This window comes from Brevibacillus sp. SKDU10 (assembly GCF_001645205.1).
GTDB classification, from domain to species: Bacteria; Bacillota; Bacilli; order Brevibacillales; family Brevibacillaceae; genus Brevibacillus_B; species Brevibacillus_B halotolerans.
This window is the reverse complement of record NZ_LSSO01000006.1, coordinates 14,868-37,325: the sequence shown is the minus strand read 5'-3', so window position 1 is coordinate 37,325 and position 22,458 is coordinate 14,868. Positions and strand designations below refer to the sequence as shown.

Below are 22,458 nucleotides of genomic sequence, written 5' to 3'. Positions count from 1 at the left end.
GTTTTATATTTGAGAGCAAGAGCTTCTGCAGCGTTTTCCAGAGGATATACGCCGTGAGTCTGAGCATGGATCTCCTTTCTTGCCAACATGTTTTTCTCTAAATAGTTACAGTTTTAGACCATTTCAGGATATATTCGGTAACACTGCTTTCTTTCAAAATGTGTATATTTTATTTCTTTTTTCCTAATAATGTCTTTGTAGAATATGGAGAAGGAATGATGATATGGAAAGCGCAGACCAATCGCTAGACTCTTTCATTCTAGGTATTGATGTCGGTTCAACCACTGTCAAAGCCATCGTAGTCAATCCGAAAAATAAAGAAATTCTATGGTCAGATTATCAACGGCACCATACGAAGCAAGCAGAAAAGGTCTTAGAGTTATTGGTTACCATTGGCAATCAGTTTTCTCACATCTCCCAAAAAAACATTCGTGCATTTATAACAGGCTCAGGCAGTGGTCCGATTGCTGAACACATTGGAGCGAAGTTTGTTCAAGAGGTGAACGCTGTTACTATGGCTGTAGAACAACTTCATCCCGATGTAGGAAGTGTTATCGAACTAGGGGGACAGGACGCTAAAATCATTATTTTTAAGGAGAACGAAGAGACAGGTAATAAGCAAGCTCTTACTTCGATGAATGATAAGTGTGCATCTGGCACCGGTGCCACGATTGATAAATGTATGATAAAAGCGGGTATGCCGATGGAAGAAGTGTGCAAACTTCACTTTGACGATTCCAAGCTGCACCATGTGGCGGCTAAATGTGGTGTGTTTGCAGAAACGGATATTGTGAACCTAGTGAAAAGCGGCATTCCCTCCGCGGAAATCATGTGTTCGCTCGCTGATGCTATCGTCATGCAGAATCTTTCTGTTCTAACTCGGGGAAATACTCTACGGCACCGTGTCCTTTTGCTGGGTGGTCCCAATACATACTTGCCATTCCTCCAAGAATGTTGGCGAAAACGCATCCCTCAGACCTGGCAAGCCCGCGGATACGACTATCCTCAAGACATACCCATAAAAGAACTGATCTTTGTTCCTGACAACTCCCAATACTACGCGGCTTACGGTGCAGTGATGTACGGGATGTATGAGCCTTCTGATGTCGGCAACTTCACGGGGGTAGAAGGACTGAAGGAATTTATTGCACACGGTCGGAAGTCAAAACTAGGTGAGAAAGCAGGTCCCCCGCTCATTCGTACAAAAACAGAGCAAGAAGAATTCCGAAGGGCGTACAGTATACCCAAATTTACACCTATGACTTTTACACCGGGGCAAAAGGTACGAGCCGTGATCGGTCTTGATGGCGGTTCTACTTCATCCAAAGCCGTCCTCGTCGATGAGAATGGAAACATCCTGCTCAAAGAGTATCAGCTGTCAAAAGGCAATCCTCTCGAAGATACAAAAGAAATGTTAAAGCGACTCCGTGACAGAGTAAGTGAGCAGGAAGCTGAACTAGAAATCATCGGTTTTGGGACCACAGGTTATGCAGCCGATGTACTGGAAAAAACACTAAAAACGGATGTCAATATTGTAGAGACCGTTGCTCATATGATGAGTGCTGTTAACCAATTTGGCGATATCGATGTCATCTGCGATATCGGCGGACAAGATATCAAGGTTCTCTTTATGAAAAATGGAGACATTCGTAATTTTAGGCTGTCTAACCAATGCTCTGCAGGGAATGGAATGTTACTCCAAGCAATGGCAGACCAGTTCGGCATTCCCATTCAAGAGTATGCAGAGACAGCTTTTCAAGCAGACCTTTCCCCAACCTTTTCATATGGTTGTGCCGTATTCCTCGATGCCGACCGTGTTAATTTTCAGAAGGAAGGCTATTCGAAGGAAGAACTATTGGCCGGTCTCGCTATGGTCTTGCCGAAAAACGTTTGGCAATATGTCGTGCAAATACCACGTATGTCTGAATTAGGGAGCAAGTTCGTTCTTCAAGGCGGAACGCAATATAATCTTGCAGCCGTAAAAGCTCAAGTCGATTACATTAAACAGCGCGTTCCTAATGCAGAGGTATATGTTCATCCTCATCCGGGAGAAGCAGGAGCGATCGGTGTCGCGATGGAAACGCTACGAGTTGTTAAACGCCGGGGCTACTCTACATTTTTGGGAATCGACTCAGCTATTAACCTGTCCTATACGAGCCGTAATGATGAATCTACTCGTTGTACATTCTGTCCTAACCATTGCAGCCGCACCTTTATTGATTCTCAAACACCAGATGGACAAACAGCTCGGTATATCTCGGGTTTTAGTTGCGAAAAGGGGACGGTGGAAGATAAGGATGCCGTGATTCAACTGACCAAGAAACGACAAGAGCTAAAAAAGCACTATCCCAATTTGGTGGAATATGAAGCCGTCCGTATGTACCAACACTTCTACGACGCAGAGGCGCTTCCCGAGACGGATACCCTTATAGAAGATGTGCAATTGAAACGCAGTTGGTTAGGACTAGGCGGAAGACGGAAGGATACTTATAAACGGCCATTTCAACGCTCTCCAATCAATTCAATCGAACGAAGAAAAAAGATTCGTATCGGAATTCCACGCGTACTTAATATTTGGTCGACAGCCCCATTCTGGCGAACTTATTTCGAGACACTTGGCATAGATAAAAACAACATTGTTTTCAGCGATTTTACCAGTGAAGAAATGTGGCAAGAAGGTGGAAAGTACGGCTCAATAGACCCTTGTTATCCGTCTAAGGTGACCCAGGCTCATATTCATAATTTGTTGTTTAAACATCATGAGAAAAAGTCGCTCGACTACATCTTTTTCCCATGCATCACCCATGTCCCGACCCATATGCAAAATGTAATGGATTCAACTAGTTGTCCAATCGTAGCAGGGGCACCAAACGTGATAAAGGCTGCCTTTACAAAAGAAATTAACTTTTTTGAGACGCGAGGAGTCACCTATCTCGATCCGGCCGTTACCTTCACCGAAGTGAATTTGATGAGGAAACAGTTGTATGAAGCATGTAAGGACTATCTTGAAATTACAGAGGACGAAAGCGATTTTGCTGTCCAGCAGGGTTGGACAGCGATGAACCTATTTGATGCCGAAATGCAGGAGCGGGGGAAAAAGATCTTAGAACAGGTGGAACAGGAAAATCGGCTCGCGATACTGATGATCGGTCGCCCCTATCATTCTGATCCTGGTATGAATCACGGTGTATTAGAAGAATTTCAAGTATTGGGCTATCCAATTCTCTCTATGCGCTCTATCCCTAAAGATGAGGAGTGGTTGCATCGCTTTTTCCAAGACGATCTGGAAAGTGGGCGTGTGGACTACGCATTAGAGGTGAGTGATGTCTGGCCGGAAAACTTTAGTTCCAATTCTGTGCAAAAGGTATGGGCAGCTAAATTCGCCGCTCGTCACCCCAATGTGGCCGTACTTGACTTATCTAGCTTTAAATGCGGACATGATGCTCCCACCTACGGGCTTATAGACTCGATTATAGGGACGGCAGGGACACCTTACTCAGCCTTGCATGATATTGATGCTAACAAGCCAAGTGGTTCAATTAAAATTCGTGTGAAAACCTATGCCCATAGCTTGGGACTTCATGAAGAACGCTTACATGACTTAGCCCAGAAAAAAGCAGAACTGCAACAGCGTATTGATCAAGCACGATTAAAGCTTTCAGGTCTGCAAGCGAAAGAACAAATAGCCTCCCTTCTACGAGCAGACAAGCTTTCTCAGAAGGGCAGCTAAAAATTCCAAAAGAAAGGAGCATAACACCATGTCAACAATCAAAGAGTTTCCAAACATCCAAAAAACGGAGCCCTCATCCTATGAGAATGAATTGCTTCGCTTTCAGATAGAACAGGAACTTGCATTAGGTTTAGAGCAGGCAAAGAGAACTCAGTGGTTTGATCCGGTTCCCCGTCAGTTTTTAATGAAAGATAAAAAAACGACAACCATTCTCTTTGGTGGACTCACCATGGCGCACGATTATCTGGTAGAGGGGGTATTAAAAGGATTAGGCTATTCAGTGAAGCACATGGATTGTCCGGATACCGAGTCTCTACGTTTTGGCAAAGAGTTCGGAAACCGTGGTCAATGTAACCCGACGTACTTTACCGTGGGTAACCTAATCAAATATCTACATCATTTACGGGATGTAGAAGGTAAATCCAAGGAAGAAATCGTCGCCAACTACCTTTTTATCACCAGCGGTTCCTGTGGTCCATGCCGCTTTGGCACGTACGTCACAGAATATCGTAAAGCATTGCGCGATGCCGGGTTTGACGGATTTCGAGTCCTGTTGTTTCAGCAACAAAGTGGTTTGAAACAAGCAACAGGGGGTGAATCGGCTCTCAAATTAGATACCTCGTTCTTTGTTGGTTTTCTTAAAGCGGTTCTGCTAGGAGATATTTTAAATGCCATCGCTTATCGGATTCGTCCCTACGAAGTAGAATCAGGTTCTACCGATGCCGCTCTTGTTCGCTGCAAGCAGTATTTGTACCATGCATTGCAACAACGCAAGTGGGTGATTCCAGCGTTGATCAGATGTCGTAGGGAACTTCAAGCGATTAAGGTAGACCGAACACGAGTCAAGCCGAAAGTGAGCATTATCGGTGAGTTTTGGGCAATGACAACCGAGGGTGACGGTAACTATCAACTACAGCGCTTTCTTGAACAGGAGGGCGCTGAAGTGGAAGTCCAATCGATTACTGCGTGGATTCTTTTCCTGATTTGGGAAGGACGCTATGAAACCCTAAAGCGGATGAAGCTTCGTGGAGTGGATTCAGGACGCTACGGCTTACAAGGAAAAAAACCTGACTCACGTTTACGCATGTTATTCGTAGCTGATCGTGCGATTCGAATCATTTTCCAGACCTATGCCAAGACAATCGGTCTCCATGACTATCATCTACCCGACATGGACGAGATTGCTGAGGTATCCCACCAGCACTATAATAACCATGTACGTGGGGGAGAAGGTCATATGGAAGTAGGCAAACTTATCCTAAACGTGGTCAAAAGGAAAGTAAACATGACCCTCTCTGTCAAACCATTCGGCTGTATGCCATCTTCTGGTGTATCCGATGGTGTTCAATCTTTGATCACTGAAAAATATCCCGATGCGATCTTCCTCCCGATCGAAACAACAGGAGATGGAGCGATAAACGTTTACAGCCGCATCCAGATGATGTTGTTTAAAGCAAAGCAGGCCGCGCAAAAAGAGTTTGACGAAGCTTTAACAAAAAAAGACGTTACGATTGAGCAGCTTCAGAGCATGTCAAAACTTACTCATTCATTACGAACAAGCCGTCATGTCGTTGCATGTACAGCGGCGAACGTTGTATATGGAATACGTGGGTTTTCTCACAGGTATTCGCTCCGACGAAACAAGGAGGAAGTGAATGGGATATAGTAAGATCACTATTGCCTGTTTAACGTTCACATGTAAACCATGATCATGTTAGTAGATGCCCATCAGGGAACAGTTTATCACGCTTATTTGATGCGTTCTCATTGTGAAGGCATAAATACAAACAAAAATAATAACTAAATAATGGTTTATTCAATTTTAAAAATGGATATCTTTATTAAGGTAGTTAACAGAATAACGTTGCACAATTACAGAAACCGCATGCCCCTGGGAATCAGTAACTGTTGAAACGTTGGGTTGTGCTATCACACAAAATAGTCCTCACTTTGTATAAGGTGAACAGGGCTATTTTTGTGTTGTCATTTTTCTTTTTAATTTTGTAGACGAAATAGCCGGATGTTGCAACTATTGATTTTTACCCCTTGTTAGATTGCAAGTTTGAAAAGACATAGCTTGCATCGATAAGGATAATCGGAATTGAAGAAAAATTGTAAAAAATCAACAATAAGAATTAAGAAAGAGTAGATCAAAAAACAAAATAAAAAAACAAATAATCGGCATAATATTTTATGTCAATAACTTGTTTTAAGCAGTTACTTGTATAAGACCATTTAAGCAAAAAAACCATTTATCCTAATGTGTAATCATAAAAGGTTAGAGATACAAACTATGCTAACTTGCCCCATCTAATTTAAAAAAGGAGATACACATAAATGCCTACAATTAGATTAGCCAGTTTTAACATTGAATGGATGAATGATTGGTTCACAAAGGATTCAGAGCCTGTTGCCTTTAGACCTACATTCAGACGGGAAGATCATACCTCCAACACTGATGAAACGGCAAGGCGTGCAGCAGATACTATTCGTGAGATCGATCCAGATATTTTGGCTATACAGGAAGGACCTAGTCGCCCTGCAGAGTTGGAGCTCTTCATACAACAATACCTCTCTAATAATGGAGTGCCGATATACAAGTTTATTCTCAGCGATTCAGGAAATGAACAAAGACCAGCCATACTTTATAAACCCAATGCTGTCAATTCTTTGAGAGTGGCACCCTCCGCCGACATTACAAGTTTAACTGACGGATGGTTGGCAGATGTTAATGGTCATGAATTTCTAGAAACATACAAGTTTACTCGCTTACCGCTCGTTATAAACATTCAAATAGAAGACGATTCCTTACAACTTATCGTGCTCCATACAAAATCAAGTTTTGTCAACAAAGGCAGAGAATTGTGGGAGAATTGTGCGACTCGGCAAAACTATGTTCACGAGGCTCTTAGAAACCGTAGACGGAACTCTACTGAAGCTATGCGAGTGAGGCAATACGTTGACACTATCTTAAAAGACAATAGGAAGGCAAAGATTATCATTCTTGGCGACTTGAATGATGGACCAGGTATGGATTACTTTGAGAATTATCTAGCTCATAATACGATTGATGTTTTAGTAGGATCTGCTTTTGAACCAGAGTTGATTTTTTACCACGCCCAGCATGATGTAAATCCTCAAGATCGGTATACCGCCATATTTGATGATTTTGTTACGGGAGAAAAAAACAAGCATCTCTTCTTAGATCATATTCTACTTTCCCCCAGTCTCACAGCTACTAGTGGTCTTAGAAGAGTTCCCGATTCCGGAACTATACACCATGTTGAGTATAATCATCATACCGTAAACAATGGTACTTTTCGCGAAAATCGACCAAGTGATCACAGACCAGTAAGTGTTCTTCTTGAATATTAAGTACAGTAACATCGCTCAGAGAATCCACAAGTTTGGTTCACAGTGGAAGACTAATAAGCATCGAATGACAACCGGGACCATATTGTAGAACATATTGATGGTACATTACAGGGAAATTAAGGCCTACTTTACCAGGGAGCGAGTCAAACACTACTTTACATAATGATTATTAAAAGAAGGAGTTAGTAATCTTACTAGCTCCTTCTTAATTCTATTTTATTACACGATCAACCGCAGCTTTTTGTTGCTCTTCTGATGTGTGGGTATATGTTTAAGTCGTAGGTATTACACTATGCCCAAGTTAAGTTTGAAGTGAGGGAAGAGTAGAGTCAGGGTGGAAGCAAAACTATGCCGTAACCCATGTGGAGTTCATTCAGGTTTACCATAAGCCTTACCATATTTTTTCCTAATATCTTGGGATGTTTTCCAATGCATTCTAGATCCATTACTATCTCAAGTTGAGATTGCAAGGAAAAGTGCTTGGGTTTATAACAGCTCTCGCGAATTTCCAAATATTTTTCTAACCATCTAAGTGCTTCTTTTGAAAAATAGGGGGCATCAAAGCGATTAATGCCGTATCTCTAGTGCGATTTAGTTCTTGAGCCTTTACCTGAAATCTAAACTTGATGGATGTTTTTACCGGCAAATCCTAACTTGTTGACGATCTGCAATTACTCCTCCGTTACCGATTTTCCCCTTGGTTTCCAACAATAATCGTATAAAAACTATATGATTGGGAACAATAATATGTAAAAATATTCCTAATGAGGGATTGGAATGATTTGGTTTATTGTAAATAGGGCTTCAGGCAATGGAAAGGGACATAAGGTCTGGAAATATGTAGAGCGTTTGCTTTTAGAAAAGAACATTAAATATCAGGTGGCGTTTACGGAAAGGCCGAGACATGCTATCGAAATCGCAAAGTCCATCAGTAAGCAAAATGGCACAAACGTAGTGATAGCAATAGGTGGAGACGGCACTGTTCATGAGGTGGCAAACGGATTAGTAGGATCAGAGATACCTCTGGGGTCTATACCCGCTGGATCGGGTAATGATTTTGCCAGAGGATTACAAGTTCCAAAGCAAAGTAATAAAGCGCTTGAAAAAGCATTGTACGGGAAAAAACGAAAAATTGACATCGTTTCTATAAACGATGAGGTTTTTATAAATGCCGCAGGAATGGGATTCGACGGTCAAGTCGCAAAAGTGACCAATCAGGCAAAATACAAAAAATGGCTAAACCATTTAGGATTGGGGAAATTCTGTTACGTCGTTAGTTTTTTTAAGGTTTTATTCCTCTATCGAGCGACGGAAGTAAGCATCGTAATTGACGACAGAGAACAAACCTTTTCAGACGTATGGTTGATCGCAGTTGCTAATATCCCATTCTATGGTGGGGGAATGATGATTTGCCCTAATGCTAAGTGTGACGACGGTGTCTTTGATGTTTGTATTGTTCACGGTATTTCGCGGTGGAAGCTGGTAAAACTATTACCTCGAGTATTCCGTGGAACGCATATATTTAATCGGGCCATCACCACTTTGACTGGGAAACAACTTACAATCATGTCAACTTCGCCGATGATTACTCATGGAGATGGTGAGATTGTTGGTGAAACCCCTATACAACTCACCATAAAAAAAGAAGGGCTTTACATTGTGTGACCTTTTGATAAAAATCACAGTGTAACGAGTGAATAAATGATTACTAAGAAGGTTCTGATCCTCTCGGAAGCATTTGGTGCTGGTCATACAAAAGTAGCTGAGGCATTGAAGGAAGGAATTTCTCTTTTCGCCCCTTCCGTCCATACGAAAATTGTAGAATTAGGCCAGGAGCTTAACCCTCTTACTACTACTCTTATGTTTCGTTTATACGTGAAGCTAATCACTACATACCCGTATCTATGGGGAAAAACATATCAAAAGAAACAAGACCAACCTCTTTCCAAAGGATACCAATTCATCATTTATCAACTGTTTCACCGCAAAATTGAAGCTCTCCTTGAACATGAAAAGCCTAACCTGGTCATCTGCACTCATCCTTTTAGCAGTTCATCCGTGTCTAGATTAAAAAGGTTGGGTTGCCCATTGAATCTGTGTACCGTAATCACCGATTTTCACGCACATGGTGTATATGCTCAGCCGGAGGTAGATCTCTACTTGGTTTCAAGTGACGGTGTGCAACAAGAATTAATTAATTTGGGTGTACAACAAAATCGTATTATGATAACCGGGATACCGACAAAGACGAAGTTTTGGATAAAGAATGACAAGCAAGAAATACGGCGAAAATTACAATTGAAGAACATTCCGACCGTTATGCTCATGGGCGGGGGATTGGGTTTGGGTGGTATTGGGCGAGTCGCCCATATGCTAACAAAATGGAGAGAAGATTTACAGGTGGTAATATGCACCGGATACAATCAAACTCTAAAACAATCATTATCGAAAAATAGATGTTTCCATCATCCACATATTCATATTTTGGAATTTGTTGATATCATTGATGAATGGATGGATGCCTCTGATTTAATTATTACGAAGCCGGGTGGGGTAAGTTGTTTTGAAGCATTGTTAAAGGGTATTCCTATGCTCTTGTACAAGCCGATTCCCGGACACGAGGAGAAAAATTGTGACTTTTTGATCCAAAATCGATTCGCGATAAAGGTTGATAGCCTAATTGAAGTGGAAGCATGGATTCAAAACTTACTTTTTTCTCCGCGAGAAGTCGATTTGTTACAGAGACGAATCGTTAATTTTAAACAAAAAATAGATCCTTTGGAGAGTTACAGATCTATTATGAAACTCCTCGTCCCGTAGACCTCTTTTAGCAGAGGGACCCTCCGAATAACCCACAGTAAAAATGTCTTCCAGCAGCATACATTGTTTGAATGCATGGGTAAGTGGTTAATCTGAATAAAGTAAAAGCTTCCTTCGGAGGGTGTCCTAATGAAAAGAGATTCTTGTATAAGCAGCTATTATATTGGAGCGCAGGGAGTTCATATCTATTATCGCATCTGGATTCCGGCAGAACCCCGGGCATTAATGGTTTTACTCCATGGTTCTGGAGAACATTCAGGTTATTATTCCCATATAGGAGAGGAGTCCTTGCGTCATCAAATCGGGCTTATTACTCCCGATCTACGAGGGTTTGGCAAATCTGAAGGACACCGCGGCCATATCAATCATTTTGAAGAATACCTAGATGATTTGGAAGCATTGATTATCCTGCTGCAAGATCGATACCCGGGCCTGCCTATTTTCTTATTAGGTCATAGCTTGGGTGGGCTGATCGTGATTCGCTATGGTCAAGAATACTATGGAAAGGCAAAAGGCGTGATTTTATCGTCTCCCGTATTGGGAACGGGTTTTTCCATACCTTATCCGCTAAAAAAAATGGCTGAATTACTATCATGGATAACACCTCGTCTACCGATCGAACCTTTCAAGTGGAGTTGGTCAAGGTCGATTTTGCTAGGGAGTTCCTCTGAAAGCTTACATGATCCTTTGTTTACCATTCAATATACCCCGCGATGGTTTGCCGAAATGCTACAAAGCGGAGTCCGTGCCTTGTCAGAAGTTGCAAAGTATAACCTCCCCACCTTGATTCTCTACGGTCAACAAGACACTTTGATTAATCAAAGGTTACTAGAGAATTTTTTTCATTCGATTCCCAACGACGATAAAGGGTATGTAATGTTTTCAGATGGGGGACATAGACCATTGCATGAGCATCACCATGAGGAAGCAGTAACTAATATCTTTGAGTGGATAACTGTTAGGTCATAGGTACCTGACGAATGATGCGTCCATCGATACGCTCAAAAATATCGTCTAGGCTTGTTCCGGTAATCGTCAAACCATGGTTCTTCAAACCAATAATGGCTCTCGATGGATCATCTGCTTGGCTGACCAGATCTGATACGGCCTTCGCCAATTCCCAAGTACCGCAAGGGTAATTTATTTCCGTGGAGTGAACCCTGTCCATCCAGGCGTGAATATGGATAATCGCTTGTACCTCAGGATGTCGAGTGTAAATCATCCAATGTTCGATGGCATCAACAGACACCCGACGAGGTTTGATGTGCGGAGGGATGTTGAGAAGCATGGCATTTCGTTCCTCATTGTATCCCATGACGAGCAGGATGTCCCGTCCGATCACTTGCATATCTCCCTTGTTTACCCCGCTGGCACTCATCCAAAATTGTTGTCCCTCTTTTCGTACACTCAAATTCCCATAACTTAAACCGCCTATTCCAAAAAGTCGTTTGACATGACGGAAATCTTGGGGGTTCAGCAGTTCTTCCATTGGAAAAGGAGCTGGCAGAAGGTTAAGCGCATCCAAATTGCTTCCTGCTTCCATAAGTTGTGCGCTTTTTTCATCACCATTCCATAGTTCTTCAGGCAAGTCACAGTGAAATTCGTTATTAATCACCAATCGAGAGGAAGCGATAGGGATCAGCCTTTCCTTTACTCTGGAAAAAAACAGTTCATCGTTTGTATATGTGTAAGGAATGGAGTAACATCCCCGTTCAAGGGTGATAAAATAGGCTTGGAGTGTTTCCTGCGATTGGATAATGTAAATTAACAGATTGGACAAAGTACGGATTAAAATAGGGTAAGCTTCCTTTATAATATCTTCAGGGACTTTATTTGTTTCTACCACTGCGACGCAAAAAGTAGCTTGTGCTTTCCGGCGGTAAGGTTTCATATTATCCTGATCAACAAAATTAAAAATAATCCGAATATTATCAACTGATTCTTCGCAATATTGATATCTTTCGGCAACGAGCTCCCTTTTTATCCCGTCGGCAAACCATTTTACATTAGGGCTGTTTAACTGTCCAACAAAAGAAAAATTCATATCAATCCCTCACTCTCACCATTCTCATGAGAAACCACAATTTTTAGATCGTTCAAGAAAGCTTAAGGTTCGAAAATAACTTTTATCGCACCCGTTCTTCCCTTACCCGCAGCGGTCTCAATGGCTTCACGGTACTGATCTAACGGAAAGCGGTGGGTTACTAAAGAAGCCAAGTCAACTTTACCGGAACGCATCAAGTTTAGCGCAAGGGCATAGGTACGAAGTCGCTCTCCTTGGTATTCCTCCGTGCCGCAGGCAAAACTTCCTTTTATATCAAGTTCATTTAACCAAATCGGGGTCCAATCTACTTTATGGGGAATACTAGCCACTCCCAACAAGTTTACTTTCCCTTTACTTTTGGCAAATCGCAGTGAATCGTTAATACTTTGATCCTTTCCAACACACTCGTAGACGATGTCCGCTCCTCCTTGAATAACCGGACTCCCAAAGATTGGCTTCAATACTCTTGCTCCCAAAAGATCCGCCAATTGCTGATTATAATCAGATTGGGATGATAGCAATACCACTTCATCGGCTCCATAACGGCGTGCCATTTCCGCTTGAAACGGATGTTTTACTAAAACGATCACACGAGCTTTACTTCCAAGTGAGCGGATAGCTGCGACAACACAAATACCAATCACTCCTGCTCCGATAATCAGAACTGTTTCATTATCCCGAGGCTGGTCTCGCATGACGCCGTGCAAGGCAGTAGCGAACGGATCGGTCATCACTGCATTAAGATCACTTACCTCCTGAGGTACCTTAAGGATCTGACTCTGGTGAGCAACCAAATGGGGACTCCAGCCACCTCCCGTATCCCGGCAGGCCCCGATAAGTAGCCCAGGTGAAACATCGCCTATGGTCATTCGCTCACACAGGCTAAAGTCACCCCTGTGACAAGCTGGGCATGGCTCATGAAACCCCCTAGCCTCACATGACAGGATAGGATCAATCACAACTCGTTCGCCTACGGACAGATTTTTTACTTCTCGTCCCAATTCCTCTATTACACCAACTATTTCATGGCCGATCGTAAAGGGAAATGAAGCAAAAGGAGAAGTAGCAGGGCTGTCGTGAAGAAAAATGAGATTTAGATCACTTCCACATATACCGCAAAACTTGACCCTCACCTTTACCCATTCTTGATTAGGTAAGGATGGCTCCTTTACATCATCATAGGTAATGCATGACATTGGACCGTAAAATACGGAGGGGAAAAAACGTCCCAATGTTTTACTTGATAAATAACGAGGAATGGTTGCTTGAAATCGTATTGCTTTCACAGCCTGTTATTCCTCCCTTCAGATGATTGTCCTGACAATATTGATGTGTATTATCAAAATCTAACTGTTATGATTTAAATATGAGAACGGTTAACAACTAACTTCGCCCAAACCCGAATCGTTTCGCCACTAGATGATGTAATGCAAAGCAAAAGTTTAGCATCATTTAGTAGTCTTGAAGCTGTGTCGGAGGTATGGGTATCATTCACACGGTTAAACGCCGGATAGGAGCTGTTCGTCCGTACATCGTAGAGATAATGGGTGTCAAATACGGATTTGTTGCTTGTTCGAACATAGATGGGATTATTTTACAGAAGGTATGTAAATTGTCAATTATAAAAAAGAGTTTAAAAGGCAGCTGGAGTTTATAGCTATGTAAAACCAGGCAACGGGGGGAACAGGAAATGAAACCACAAGACTAGGTAGTGACTATTAGACTGCTTGCCATTCAATCCACAAAGGTGATATGCCTCTGATCCTGGTTATCCAGATAAGTTTATTAGGTTAACTGAGAAGTATGTCTAGCTAAGCTAAATATGATAAGGAGGAAACAACAGTGAAGCCAGAAATAGCAAACGATATTATTAGTTATTTACACAAGGGCAGGCTTTTTACAATCAAATGGGAATGAAGGATAAGGCTGTGAGGATTGGGTGGGGAGAAATTTGGTTCCTAAAAAATAGATTATCTCTTATTGGAAAATAGTAAAACAGGTCAGTGACACCTCTAAACTTTACATAATAATTATTAAGTTAATAGAGCTAGTAATGTTACTAGCTCCAACTAGCGATACAAAATTCGAAAGCGAGTGAAAAGTATTCTAGAAGGGCTTAGTAATAATACTGACGGTAAGTTATTTGAACGTGCCCATGAATTATTTATAGTAATGGATCTCATTTGGGCAAATATTTACTATGTCCCTGGTTACCACAGTTAAGGAATTAGGAGAGAAAGAGTGTGCTTAAAAGTTATGTTATATTATAATGTGCTAGAATCGATTCAACATAGGGACCTTTTTAAACTTTACCCCTAGCTGGACTAGTAAGGAATGGTGATCTCCATGAATAAAACAAAAGTTCTCATTATTGAAGATGAACAACCAATTGCCGATTTACTTTCATATGGGCTTGCGTTGGAAGGCTTTCGTACACGTACTTCGGCAAGTGGAGCTACAGGAATGATGGAAATGGAACAATTCAACCCCGATCTTCTCTTGCTCGACTGGATGCTACCGGATCAAAGTGGACTGGATATTTGTAAAAGAGTGACAGAAAACTACAATATTCCTATTTTAATGATAACTGCGAAGTCTGATATTACCGATAAAGTGCTCGGACTTGAATTCGGAGCAGATGATTATATCACGAAGCCTTTTGATCTGCGTGAAGTTGTTGCTAGAATCCGTACGATTCTACGTCGGGTGAATCAAGCCAATATTGGGGAACGGGATACGGTTGGAGACGATGTGATCCGGTTTAAAAATATTGAGATTGTGGCGGAGGAAAGACTGGTTAAAAAAGAGGGCATACTAGTCGACCTGACTCCCAAGGAATTCGACTTACTCATGACATTATTTGGCCGCCGGGGAAGAATTTTCACTCGGTCAGAATTGCTTGACTTGGTATGGGGATACGATTTTGGCGGCGATACCCGGACGGTTGATACCCATATTCAAAGGCTCCGTAAAAAATTGGATGCAGGCGATTTGATCATAACCGTGTTCGGGATCGGGTACAAATTCGGGAAGCAGGTCGAATAGCGATGATCGGGACAATCCGAGCCAAATTTATCATCGGTTTTTTTCTGATCTTTCTTTTCTCTTTCCTTATTCTCAATCAGATGGTAAAAGAGATTATTTGGACGAGCAATCAAAAGATTGTAACTTCGGAATTGGTTGGTCTGAAAAACAACAGCAATGTGTATGTGCGTCAAGCATTTCTTATCAATCATTTTTCAAATAACAAACTCTATTTCAGCCAAATGGCCCAGGATTTGGTAAGTGACTTAAATCATGCCACCGGAAGCAACGTCGGCGTCTACACGTTGGAAGGCGTTTTGTTGCATTCCTCGGACAAGTCGGTATTCTCAGGACAGCAAGAGGAGGACCTTAAACAGGCGATTGGCGGCAAAACAGCCTATCATATCACGTACGACCAGAACAACGGGGAGGTCTTTTTCTCTTATCCGGTTGTCATTGACGGAAGCAAGGTAGGAATTCTGCGATTTGCTAAAGACTTTAGTTTGCTTTATGAACAAAGTGGACGGATATTGGACATCATCTTTTACAGCTCGCTTGCCCTCTTCGCAGTGGCGTTCCTGTTCTCCTATATTCTCTCCAGGCACCTCTCGATCCCACTCGTCAAACTAACCCATGCTTCCACAGAGGTGAAGAACGGCAATCTCGATGTGCGTATTCATTTTCATCGCAAGGATGAGATTGGTCGACTGGCTGTCAATTTTAACGATATGATCGAACGGATCAGCACCCAAATTTCAACCATCGAAAGAGACCGTGACTTACTTAAAGAAGTCAACCAACAGGAAAAACGATTTTTTGACAATATCACGCACGAGCTCAAAACACCGTTGACTTCCATTCTGGGGTACGCCGAAATTATTCGGGAAAAAGGGGAAACTGACCGGGATTTTTTCGAAAAAGGGATCAATCACATCATCGAAGAGAGCCGACGTCTGCACAGAATGGTGTTGAAACTGCTTGAGATCTCCCGCAGAACCTCAAACAATTATGAATTCGATAGGGTGGACACAGGAATAATTCTGCATGACGTTTGTGATTCGATGTCGTTTCGGGCGAAGCGCTATAAAAAGAAGATCGTCTGGAGGACTGAAGAAAATCTGTTTGTGTACGGTCAGGCTGACAAATTGCGCCAGCTTTTCATTAATCTTCTGGATAATGCCATCAAATACAGCTCAACTTACGCGGAAATATCAGTCAAGGGCGAGCTTTCTGCTGGGAATGTACGTGTTGAATTTAAAAATCCCGGTAACCCGATCGCACCTGAGCAACTAACACAGCTGTTTCAACCCTTTTATTCGGCAAATGTGAAAAGCGCGGAAGAAGGGAGTGTCGGTTTAGGACTGAGTATTGTCAAATCCATCGTCGACGATCACGGAGGGACGATCAGTATCGTCAGCGAGAATTATTATACCAGCGTGTTTGTGGAAATTCCTTGCGTGAAGGCGGAGATATTATCATGATGAATAGTCGATCCTTGTTAACGTCTGGGACGCTGCTGTTATTCCTTGCCATCTTTCTTTCCGGATGCACGCTAGGGCCCAGATCTGAGACGATTGTTATACCAAGTAAGGAAGAGACTCATAACGATGAACTGAATAGCCGCCCGTTCCAGGTGAAGGCGATATACCGTTTCTTCAATACATTCGCTCAGACGGATCAGATTCTGGGGTGGTCCGCTACAGACTCTGTGATTGGTTTGTTCAGGAAAGCGAGCACAACTGAGGGTGCGATGTGGAAATTGGGTCGTCTTTCCTTTCCCTATGAAAAGTTCGAGCTGCTGAAAAAAATCGATACCAATACAGCTTTTTTGGAACTGTCCCCAGACGGCAAGAAAATCTCTAAAATGGCCATGTCGGCATCTGGTGAATCGCTAAAGATGATCTCGTTACCTGACGGAAAGGAAACGGAAGTAGTGATCTACCATTCTGGACAAAGTTTGTATCTGCAAGATGTTAGGTGGTCTAACAACAGTCGATACGTATGTTTTCTTATCATAGATGCATCCATGAAGGGAAAAGCCAGTGTAGGTGTATACGATAACGATTCAGGATCCTACAAAACGTATCAACTAAAGGATATTGATCGGGGATGGACGCTCACAGGGGCTAACATTTCTGATGATGGACACAGCGTGCTGCTTACCCTGTTTGAGATTAAATCAGGTCGTTCCAACAGGATAGTCATGGGAATGATTAATGGAAGTGATATTACCGTACAGTATGACCATCAGACGGGTCGCGAACAAAACGCTTGGCTAAATAATGATCAGTTCGTGTACCTTGGAACAGATGGAATGCTGTATGAATACGACCGCAGAACCAGCGAGCTTACCGTCCTGCTGGATAAAGTAAGCAACTTCGAGTTCTCCCGAGACAGGAAGTATGTCGCATACTCGTTGTACGATAAAGACACCATCTTTGTCGGAAAGCTCCAAGGTAAAAATGTCCTCTACGAAGAACCTGTGTATCATGGCGTCATACCGTCGAAAATATTCTGGAGTCCAGATAATAAAAGCCTTCTCATTCATGGCAGGAAGTACTATTCTTCTGTGCAGGGCGGGGTGGTAGAATCGGATACCTCAGATGAACTGCCTTTTGTGCTCACATTTCAATAGTATATCTTGGAAAAACAGCTCAATCTTAAAATCCTTAAATCTGTAATGAACAATACCCTGCCTGGTTATATCGGGAACCAGACAGCTTGTCAACCTTATTTCGTTATTCAACCGAAATAAGGTTGTTTTTTTGGACATTAAAGAAATATCAAAACAATAAAAACTTGTGTCTGTCTCTTATGTTGACAATTTGTTTACAAGTAAGCCAAACTTTCATGAAATAGAGCGATATATTCGGAAGAGGCGGGAGTGGGATAGCACGAGTTTAGCGCTAATTAATTATAATGAGTAAATCACTTTTCTCGCTGGAGAGTATAAAGTTTAATTAGAATAGTCGGTTACAGCCTGAATGTGGGGAAAACCGGCTCTTTTTGTGTCAAGAAGTCCTTAATGCAGTAAATCTGCGTTTTGATGGCGGTACTCCATATATAAAAAAATTGAATTTGTAAACTGTTGATATTGAGAAAAGGTCCGACGGTTTTCTTTTGTTTTAATAACGAACGGCAGATATCCAATTGGTTTCAAGCGCCTGCTAAGCACCGTAAAAACCCACATAAAACAGCCCACCCAAGGGTGAGCTGTTCTAGCAGGGTCTAAGCTTCTCCGATGCATCGAAGTATTTTTCTCAGTGAAGGTTAACAACAGGCAACTGCTTATCGAACGAACGAACTATGCTATATCTCGGAGCTCGTCCTTATAAGGATGAAGCAAGAAGGGCAAATGTCGAGGACGACCGCCTACCTGGATGCTGGTGCTGTTCGGGAGGCGCTGAACACCCGGTCGAAATGTCGCATCAATGACTCGAGCGGACCGGTGGGGAGCCGCGCGATCAACCACCCCGTCACCAACGTTGCGGCCGCAACGAGCAGGTCACTGAACGGAATTCCCTCAAGACCAAATTCGATACCCGCGAGTCTGAGATACCATATCACTATGAATTGAGCCGCATACATTGTTAACGCCACGCGTCCGACTGCCGCGAAAGGCATTAACACGACAGAGGTCTTTTTCGGTACGAGGCATACCAGTCCCAGCACCAGGAATGCGACCCCCAGCCCAATCAGCGTCTGGAATGTCGACGCACTGTGCGGAGATGTCCAGAGAAGCATGTTCCACAGAGGTGGTTCCATGTTGAGCGGCCAAATTGCATTCGGGTCCGGCTGGACACCGACGGCGCCTTGAACGCTAATGAGCCACGCCTCGAAGGAAGGTCTCAGCACAGGAAGAACGAAAGCGTCTAGCACCTTACCGACGACGAGCATGATGATACCGCCGACCGCGAGCGAGAGTGCAGTACGTATCTTGGTAAGTTCGAGGCGCCCGATCGCCATACCTGCGACGAAAGCGGGGGCAAGTGCGAGCGCAGACATCGGGCCGCCCGCAATATCATAAAGGAGGTATGCTCCCGATAGGACGCTCGTACCAAGAATCATCAGCGGTGGGGCCACCACGGTTAAAGCGGCTGCTGTCGTAACGAGCACGCGCGTCGAACGACGAATCAGCACCAACGCCAGCACGAACATTGCCGCATAGGCGGGCAAGATCACCCCGTACGAGGTATTCAGCAGGATGAGCAGATACCCAATCACATCGACGAACACCGCACGAGCGAGCATCCGTGCCCGGAACGCGGTTGTCTCCGTTTCTCGATCCTTCATGCGTTGCGCCATGATCGAGTAGGAAATGCCGCCACAGAGCACAAATAGTAGCGTCGTGTTCCCAGAGACAATCGAAGCAATCCTCTCGTTCAGACCGAAGTGCTGCAAATACATCCCTATGACCGCCAACCCACGTGCTGCATCAAGCGCTACAAGACGCCCCTTTGATTTGCCTGCAACCGCATTTTTTTTCAGTCCGTTGTTTTGGGAAGCCACTACATCCTCGATGGTTGCTCCCGTTTCATATTCACTGCCGAACTCGTCCGGCATCTTGCTACTGACTGACAATTAGCATTCCTCCTCAAAATGGTTATTTCTTTAGGTGTTCCAATCTTTTGCATATGGGGGATGTCATGCTTATCCCACTATAGCGGGCACATGTCACTAAAGTTTGATCAACATGTAAACAAAATGTCACAAACAAGGCAAACGAAAATTATTTGGTACTGGCAAATACTCCATTTTGTCCACTGAAGTGGCTGGTTGCTACACGGTTGTGTTCATCGAATTATTTGCAACGGGGGATGGGTGCCGCTGTGTAGAATCTCCCTATTTTCACCCGGTTTTAAGGACACTCCGTTAACATAGAAGAAATGAACTGCCTGATGGCTGGTTGACCAGCATTTTCAATCATATATCAATTAGAATGGATCATAGAAAAACGAAACATTTCGTAGTTTTCTTATTTATGTAGGGAATGTGTAAAAGTATTATCGCATTAGAAAACGCTTTCATAAATGGAAGGAGGGTGTTCAATATTGAAAAAATCAACAATTCATGTAGACACTGGTCTGCAAGTGAATCGGACGTTCGGAACCAAAGTGGAGGATAAACCGGACACGCAGCTGTATGGCATGAACCTGGTTCTAAAAAATAGCCTCTATCTTCTCAGGATTAACTGATTATCTCGAGATTTCAATAACTGAAGATGAAGTAGCAAAATTTTACGAAAGTGTATCGAACAACATATATAAAATGGGTTTTCAATTAAATGAAAAAAAATATAAAGTCATGACGGTCTTTTCTTCAAAAGGTTCGTTCAGGGGCAGGAGAGTTTGACTCAAAAAATTGACTCCAAACCAGCTCGTTTCCCAAAGTGAAATCAGCGAAAAAAAGACGAAAAAACCTTGATATTGGTAAAATCCCCTCACGGTAGACAATGTAAAAAGGACATCGGTTAGATGTACAAAGACGTTGCCTACCAGAGGGGATTATTTATGGGGAAAACAGGGCGAACAAATATCAGATACAGTGAGGAAATAAAAACAGAAGCCGTACAGCTTGTAATTGAGGAGAAGATGTTGTATCGGGAGGTAGCAATAGGGGTTTTTAAGATTTGTAAAACATACAAATATTTTCTATCAAAAATAATTCACAGGCTTTTAACGAATAGGGACTGGTCAATGATTTACAATGTTGTATAAGGTTTGTATAATTGTGATGGCTTGTGATTGTTAGATTTATTTATCAAAAATATATTAACAAAGGTGATAACATAATATGGGAAAAAGCTTTTTGTTTTCGAGTTTGTTTCGCACAAAGATAGAAGAATCTCCACAAACAAAAATGTTTAAAGAACAGATTGCAAGTAGCCAAGTCAGCATGAATATAAAGCACTCTGAAATTGAAACTCAGATGAATATGATTCGACTAAGCCAAGAGGATTTAAAGATAGCTAAAGCATTGCAACCAATGATTGCGAGGCATATCCATGATATTGCCAAAACCTTTTATAAAACAATTCTCAGTGTCCCTCACCTTAAGCAAATTTTGACCAAGCATAGTACAGTAGAGCGTCTCGCAAAAAGTTTGGAATTACATTTGATGGATATGTTTGATGGTCATATAAATGATGTATTTTTACAAAAACGTTTCAAAGTAGCAGAGGTACATGTACGTATTGGCTTGGAACCAAAATGGTATATTGCAGCGTTTCAAAATGTTCAAGAGCATGTATTGCGAATTATTTTTGAGCAAATTTTAGATAAAAAGCAATTATTAGAAGCAAGTATTGTTATTTCAAAGATGTTTAATTTTGAGCAGCAGGTTGTAATTGAAGCGTATGAAAAAGAAAATAAGCGACGTGAGCAGGAGTATCGAGGACGTGAGCAAATTCAAACCAAAATGGCGGATATTAGCCTTATGCTTGCCTCATTAAGCCAGCAAACCACTTCTTCTGTGGAACAGTTGATTTCTAGCGGTCAAGATATGAATATAGCTGTTTTGCATAGTGCAGACAAATCGAAAGAAACCCTTCAATTAGCGAGTGAAGGACAGCAACGAATGAAAGAATTGGAGGCGCGTATTCGAGATATCAATAATGGTATGAATGATATGGAAGAGTTGATTGAAAAGCTTAATCACTCGTCGAATGAAATTCAAAAAATTGTAAATCTTGTACAACAAATTGCAGAACAGACAAATCTACTTGCGTTAAATTCAGCTATTGAAGCAGCGAGAGCTGGAGAGCATGGACGTGGCTTTTCTGTCGTCTCACAAGAGGTACGTAAACTTTCCGAACAAACTAGACAATCCGTTCAAGATGTATCTTCACTTATTGCCCAATCGAGTCAATTTATGCAAGAAGTAGTCTCCTCCATCCGTCACATTCAACTCCTAGTAAACAAGGGACAAAAAGAGTCAGATCAAACTGAAGCAGCACTTAATCAAATCGTAATTTCCATGCAAACAAGTATAATCGAGATTGACCGAGCTACTGCGAAAATGGCACAATTCATTGAAGATGTCGAGATGATAGGGAATTCAACCTATAAAGTTTCTGAATCAGCCCAGTCATTAAATCAGTTACAAGAAGCATTAGAGCAACAAGGCAACAGATAGCGCTTTAATCTGACAAAGACAACATATAACAAAAAGGGCAAGTTACACAATGTCAAACTTCATTGGTAACTTGCCGAAGATTTACGATCATTTATTTAAAAAAACGAATGACATACATGATTAGTGATAGCACAACGCTAATGATAATGCATGTAACTACAGGAAAATAAAAACGAAAGTTCTCCTTTTCTACTACGATGTCACCCGGTAACCGCCCTAGATTCAGAAAGCGCCCCCCAACTTGCCAGAGTAAGCCAACTACAATCAGGACAACACCAATCACGACTAAGGTTTTCCCCATATGTACTCCTTTACTTGCACCATAACGATT

Annotated in this window: 15 protein-coding genes; 11 read left to right on the top strand and 4 right to left on the bottom strand. The window is 42.3% G+C overall.

The annotated features are described in order from the left end of the window. Positions 1 to 223: 223 nt before the first annotated feature. From AYJ08_RS01065 to AYJ08_RS01040, 6 genes are all read left to right on the top strand, one after another. Positions 224 to 3,730 carry a BadF/BadG/BcrA/BcrD ATPase family protein gene (locus AYJ08_RS01065; protein WP_064016243.1) on the top strand — a complete coding sequence of 1,169 codons (3,507 nt, stop codon included), beginning with the start codon at positions 224 to 226 and terminating at the stop codon, positions 3,728 to 3,730. Between the two features lie 28 nt (positions 3,731 to 3,758). After that, positions 3,759 to 5,396 carry a hypothetical protein gene (locus AYJ08_RS01060; RefSeq protein WP_064016242.1) on the top strand — a complete coding sequence of 546 codons (1,638 nt, stop codon included), beginning with the start codon at positions 3,759 to 3,761 and terminating at the stop codon, positions 5,394 to 5,396. Between the two features lie 671 nt (positions 5,397 to 6,067). Beyond that, positions 6,068 to 7,105, top strand: a complete 1,038-nt coding sequence (locus AYJ08_RS01055) for an endonuclease/exonuclease/phosphatase family protein (RefSeq protein ID WP_064016241.1) — start codon at positions 6,068 to 6,070, stop codon at positions 7,103 to 7,105. A 777-nt stretch (positions 7,106 to 7,882) separates the two neighbouring features. Further along, entirely contained in the window at positions 7,883 to 8,770 is an 888-nt protein-coding gene (locus tag AYJ08_RS01050; protein ID WP_064016240.1) for a diacylglycerol/lipid kinase family protein, read from the top strand. Between the two features lie 36 nt (positions 8,771 to 8,806). Continuing rightward, on the top strand, positions 8,807 to 9,925 hold the full coding sequence (locus AYJ08_RS01045; protein ID WP_064016239.1) for an MGDG synthase family glycosyltransferase: 1,119 nt from the start codon (positions 8,807 to 8,809) through the stop codon (positions 9,923 to 9,925). A gap of 129 nt (positions 9,926 to 10,054) precedes the next feature. Beyond that, complete coding sequence (locus tag AYJ08_RS01040; RefSeq protein WP_064016238.1) at positions 10,055 to 10,894, top strand: alpha/beta hydrolase; 840 nt, start codon at positions 10,055 to 10,057, stop codon at positions 10,892 to 10,894. Here the strand turns inward: AYJ08_RS01040 and AYJ08_RS01035 are convergent. Next, the gene (locus AYJ08_RS01035) at positions 10,884 to 11,969 is read right to left on the bottom strand and encodes a class II aldolase/adducin family protein (RefSeq protein ID WP_064016237.1); all 1,086 of its coding nucleotides are present in this window, start codon (positions 11,967 to 11,969) and stop codon (positions 10,884 to 10,886) included. The genes AYJ08_RS01040 and AYJ08_RS01035 overlap by 11 nt on opposite strands. A gap of 62 nt (positions 11,970 to 12,031) precedes the next feature. Further along, positions 12,032 to 13,255: a zinc-dependent alcohol dehydrogenase gene (locus tag AYJ08_RS01030; protein WP_064016236.1), complete on the bottom strand. Its 1,224-nt coding sequence runs from the start codon at positions 13,253 to 13,255 to the stop codon at positions 12,032 to 12,034. 1,060 nt (positions 13,256 to 14,315) lie between these two features. Here AYJ08_RS01030 and AYJ08_RS01025 point away from each other — a divergent pair. The 3 genes from AYJ08_RS01025 to AYJ08_RS01015 are packed head-to-tail and all read left to right on the top strand — an operon-like array spanning position 14,316 to position 17,628. Beyond that, entirely contained in the window at positions 14,316 to 15,014 is a 699-nt protein-coding gene (locus tag AYJ08_RS01025) for a response regulator transcription factor (RefSeq protein WP_064016235.1), read from the top strand. A 2-nt stretch (positions 15,015 to 15,016) separates the two neighbouring features. Further along, positions 15,017 to 16,474, top strand: a complete 1,458-nt coding sequence (locus AYJ08_RS01020; RefSeq protein WP_064016234.1) for a sensor histidine kinase — start codon at positions 15,017 to 15,019, stop codon at positions 16,472 to 16,474. Further along, positions 16,471 to 17,628, top strand: coding sequence for a hypothetical protein (locus AYJ08_RS01015; protein ID WP_064016233.1), 1,158 nt, complete (start codon positions 16,471 to 16,473; stop codon positions 17,626 to 17,628). The genes AYJ08_RS01020 and AYJ08_RS01015 overlap by 4 nt, the downstream gene beginning before the upstream one ends. Positions 17,629 to 18,365: 737 nt before the next feature. On the opposite strand, the gene AYJ08_RS01010 is transcribed toward AYJ08_RS01015, so the two are convergent. Next, positions 18,366 to 19,574 carry a DUF418 domain-containing protein gene (locus AYJ08_RS01010; protein WP_064016232.1) on the bottom strand — a complete coding sequence of 403 codons (1,209 nt, stop codon included), beginning with the start codon at positions 19,572 to 19,574 and terminating at the stop codon, positions 18,366 to 18,368. 893 nt (positions 19,575 to 20,467) lie between these two features. Between AYJ08_RS01010 and AYJ08_RS01005 the strand changes: the two genes are divergently transcribed. After that, entirely contained in the window at positions 20,468 to 20,710 is a 243-nt protein-coding gene (locus AYJ08_RS01005) for a hypothetical protein (protein ID WP_157452762.1), read from the top strand. A gap of 76 nt (positions 20,711 to 20,786) precedes the next feature. Next, positions 20,787 to 22,127, top strand: a complete 1,341-nt coding sequence (locus AYJ08_RS01000) for a globin-coupled sensor protein (RefSeq protein ID WP_064016230.1) — start codon at positions 20,787 to 20,789, stop codon at positions 22,125 to 22,127. A gap of 91 nt (positions 22,128 to 22,218) precedes the next feature. Here AYJ08_RS01000 and AYJ08_RS00995 read toward each other — a convergent pair whose 3' ends face one another. After that, on the bottom strand, positions 22,219 to 22,428 hold the full coding sequence (locus AYJ08_RS00995) for a DUF2905 domain-containing protein (RefSeq protein WP_003336292.1): 210 nt from the start codon (positions 22,426 to 22,428) through the stop codon (positions 22,219 to 22,221). Between the last annotated feature and the right edge of the window lie 30 nt (positions 22,429 to 22,458).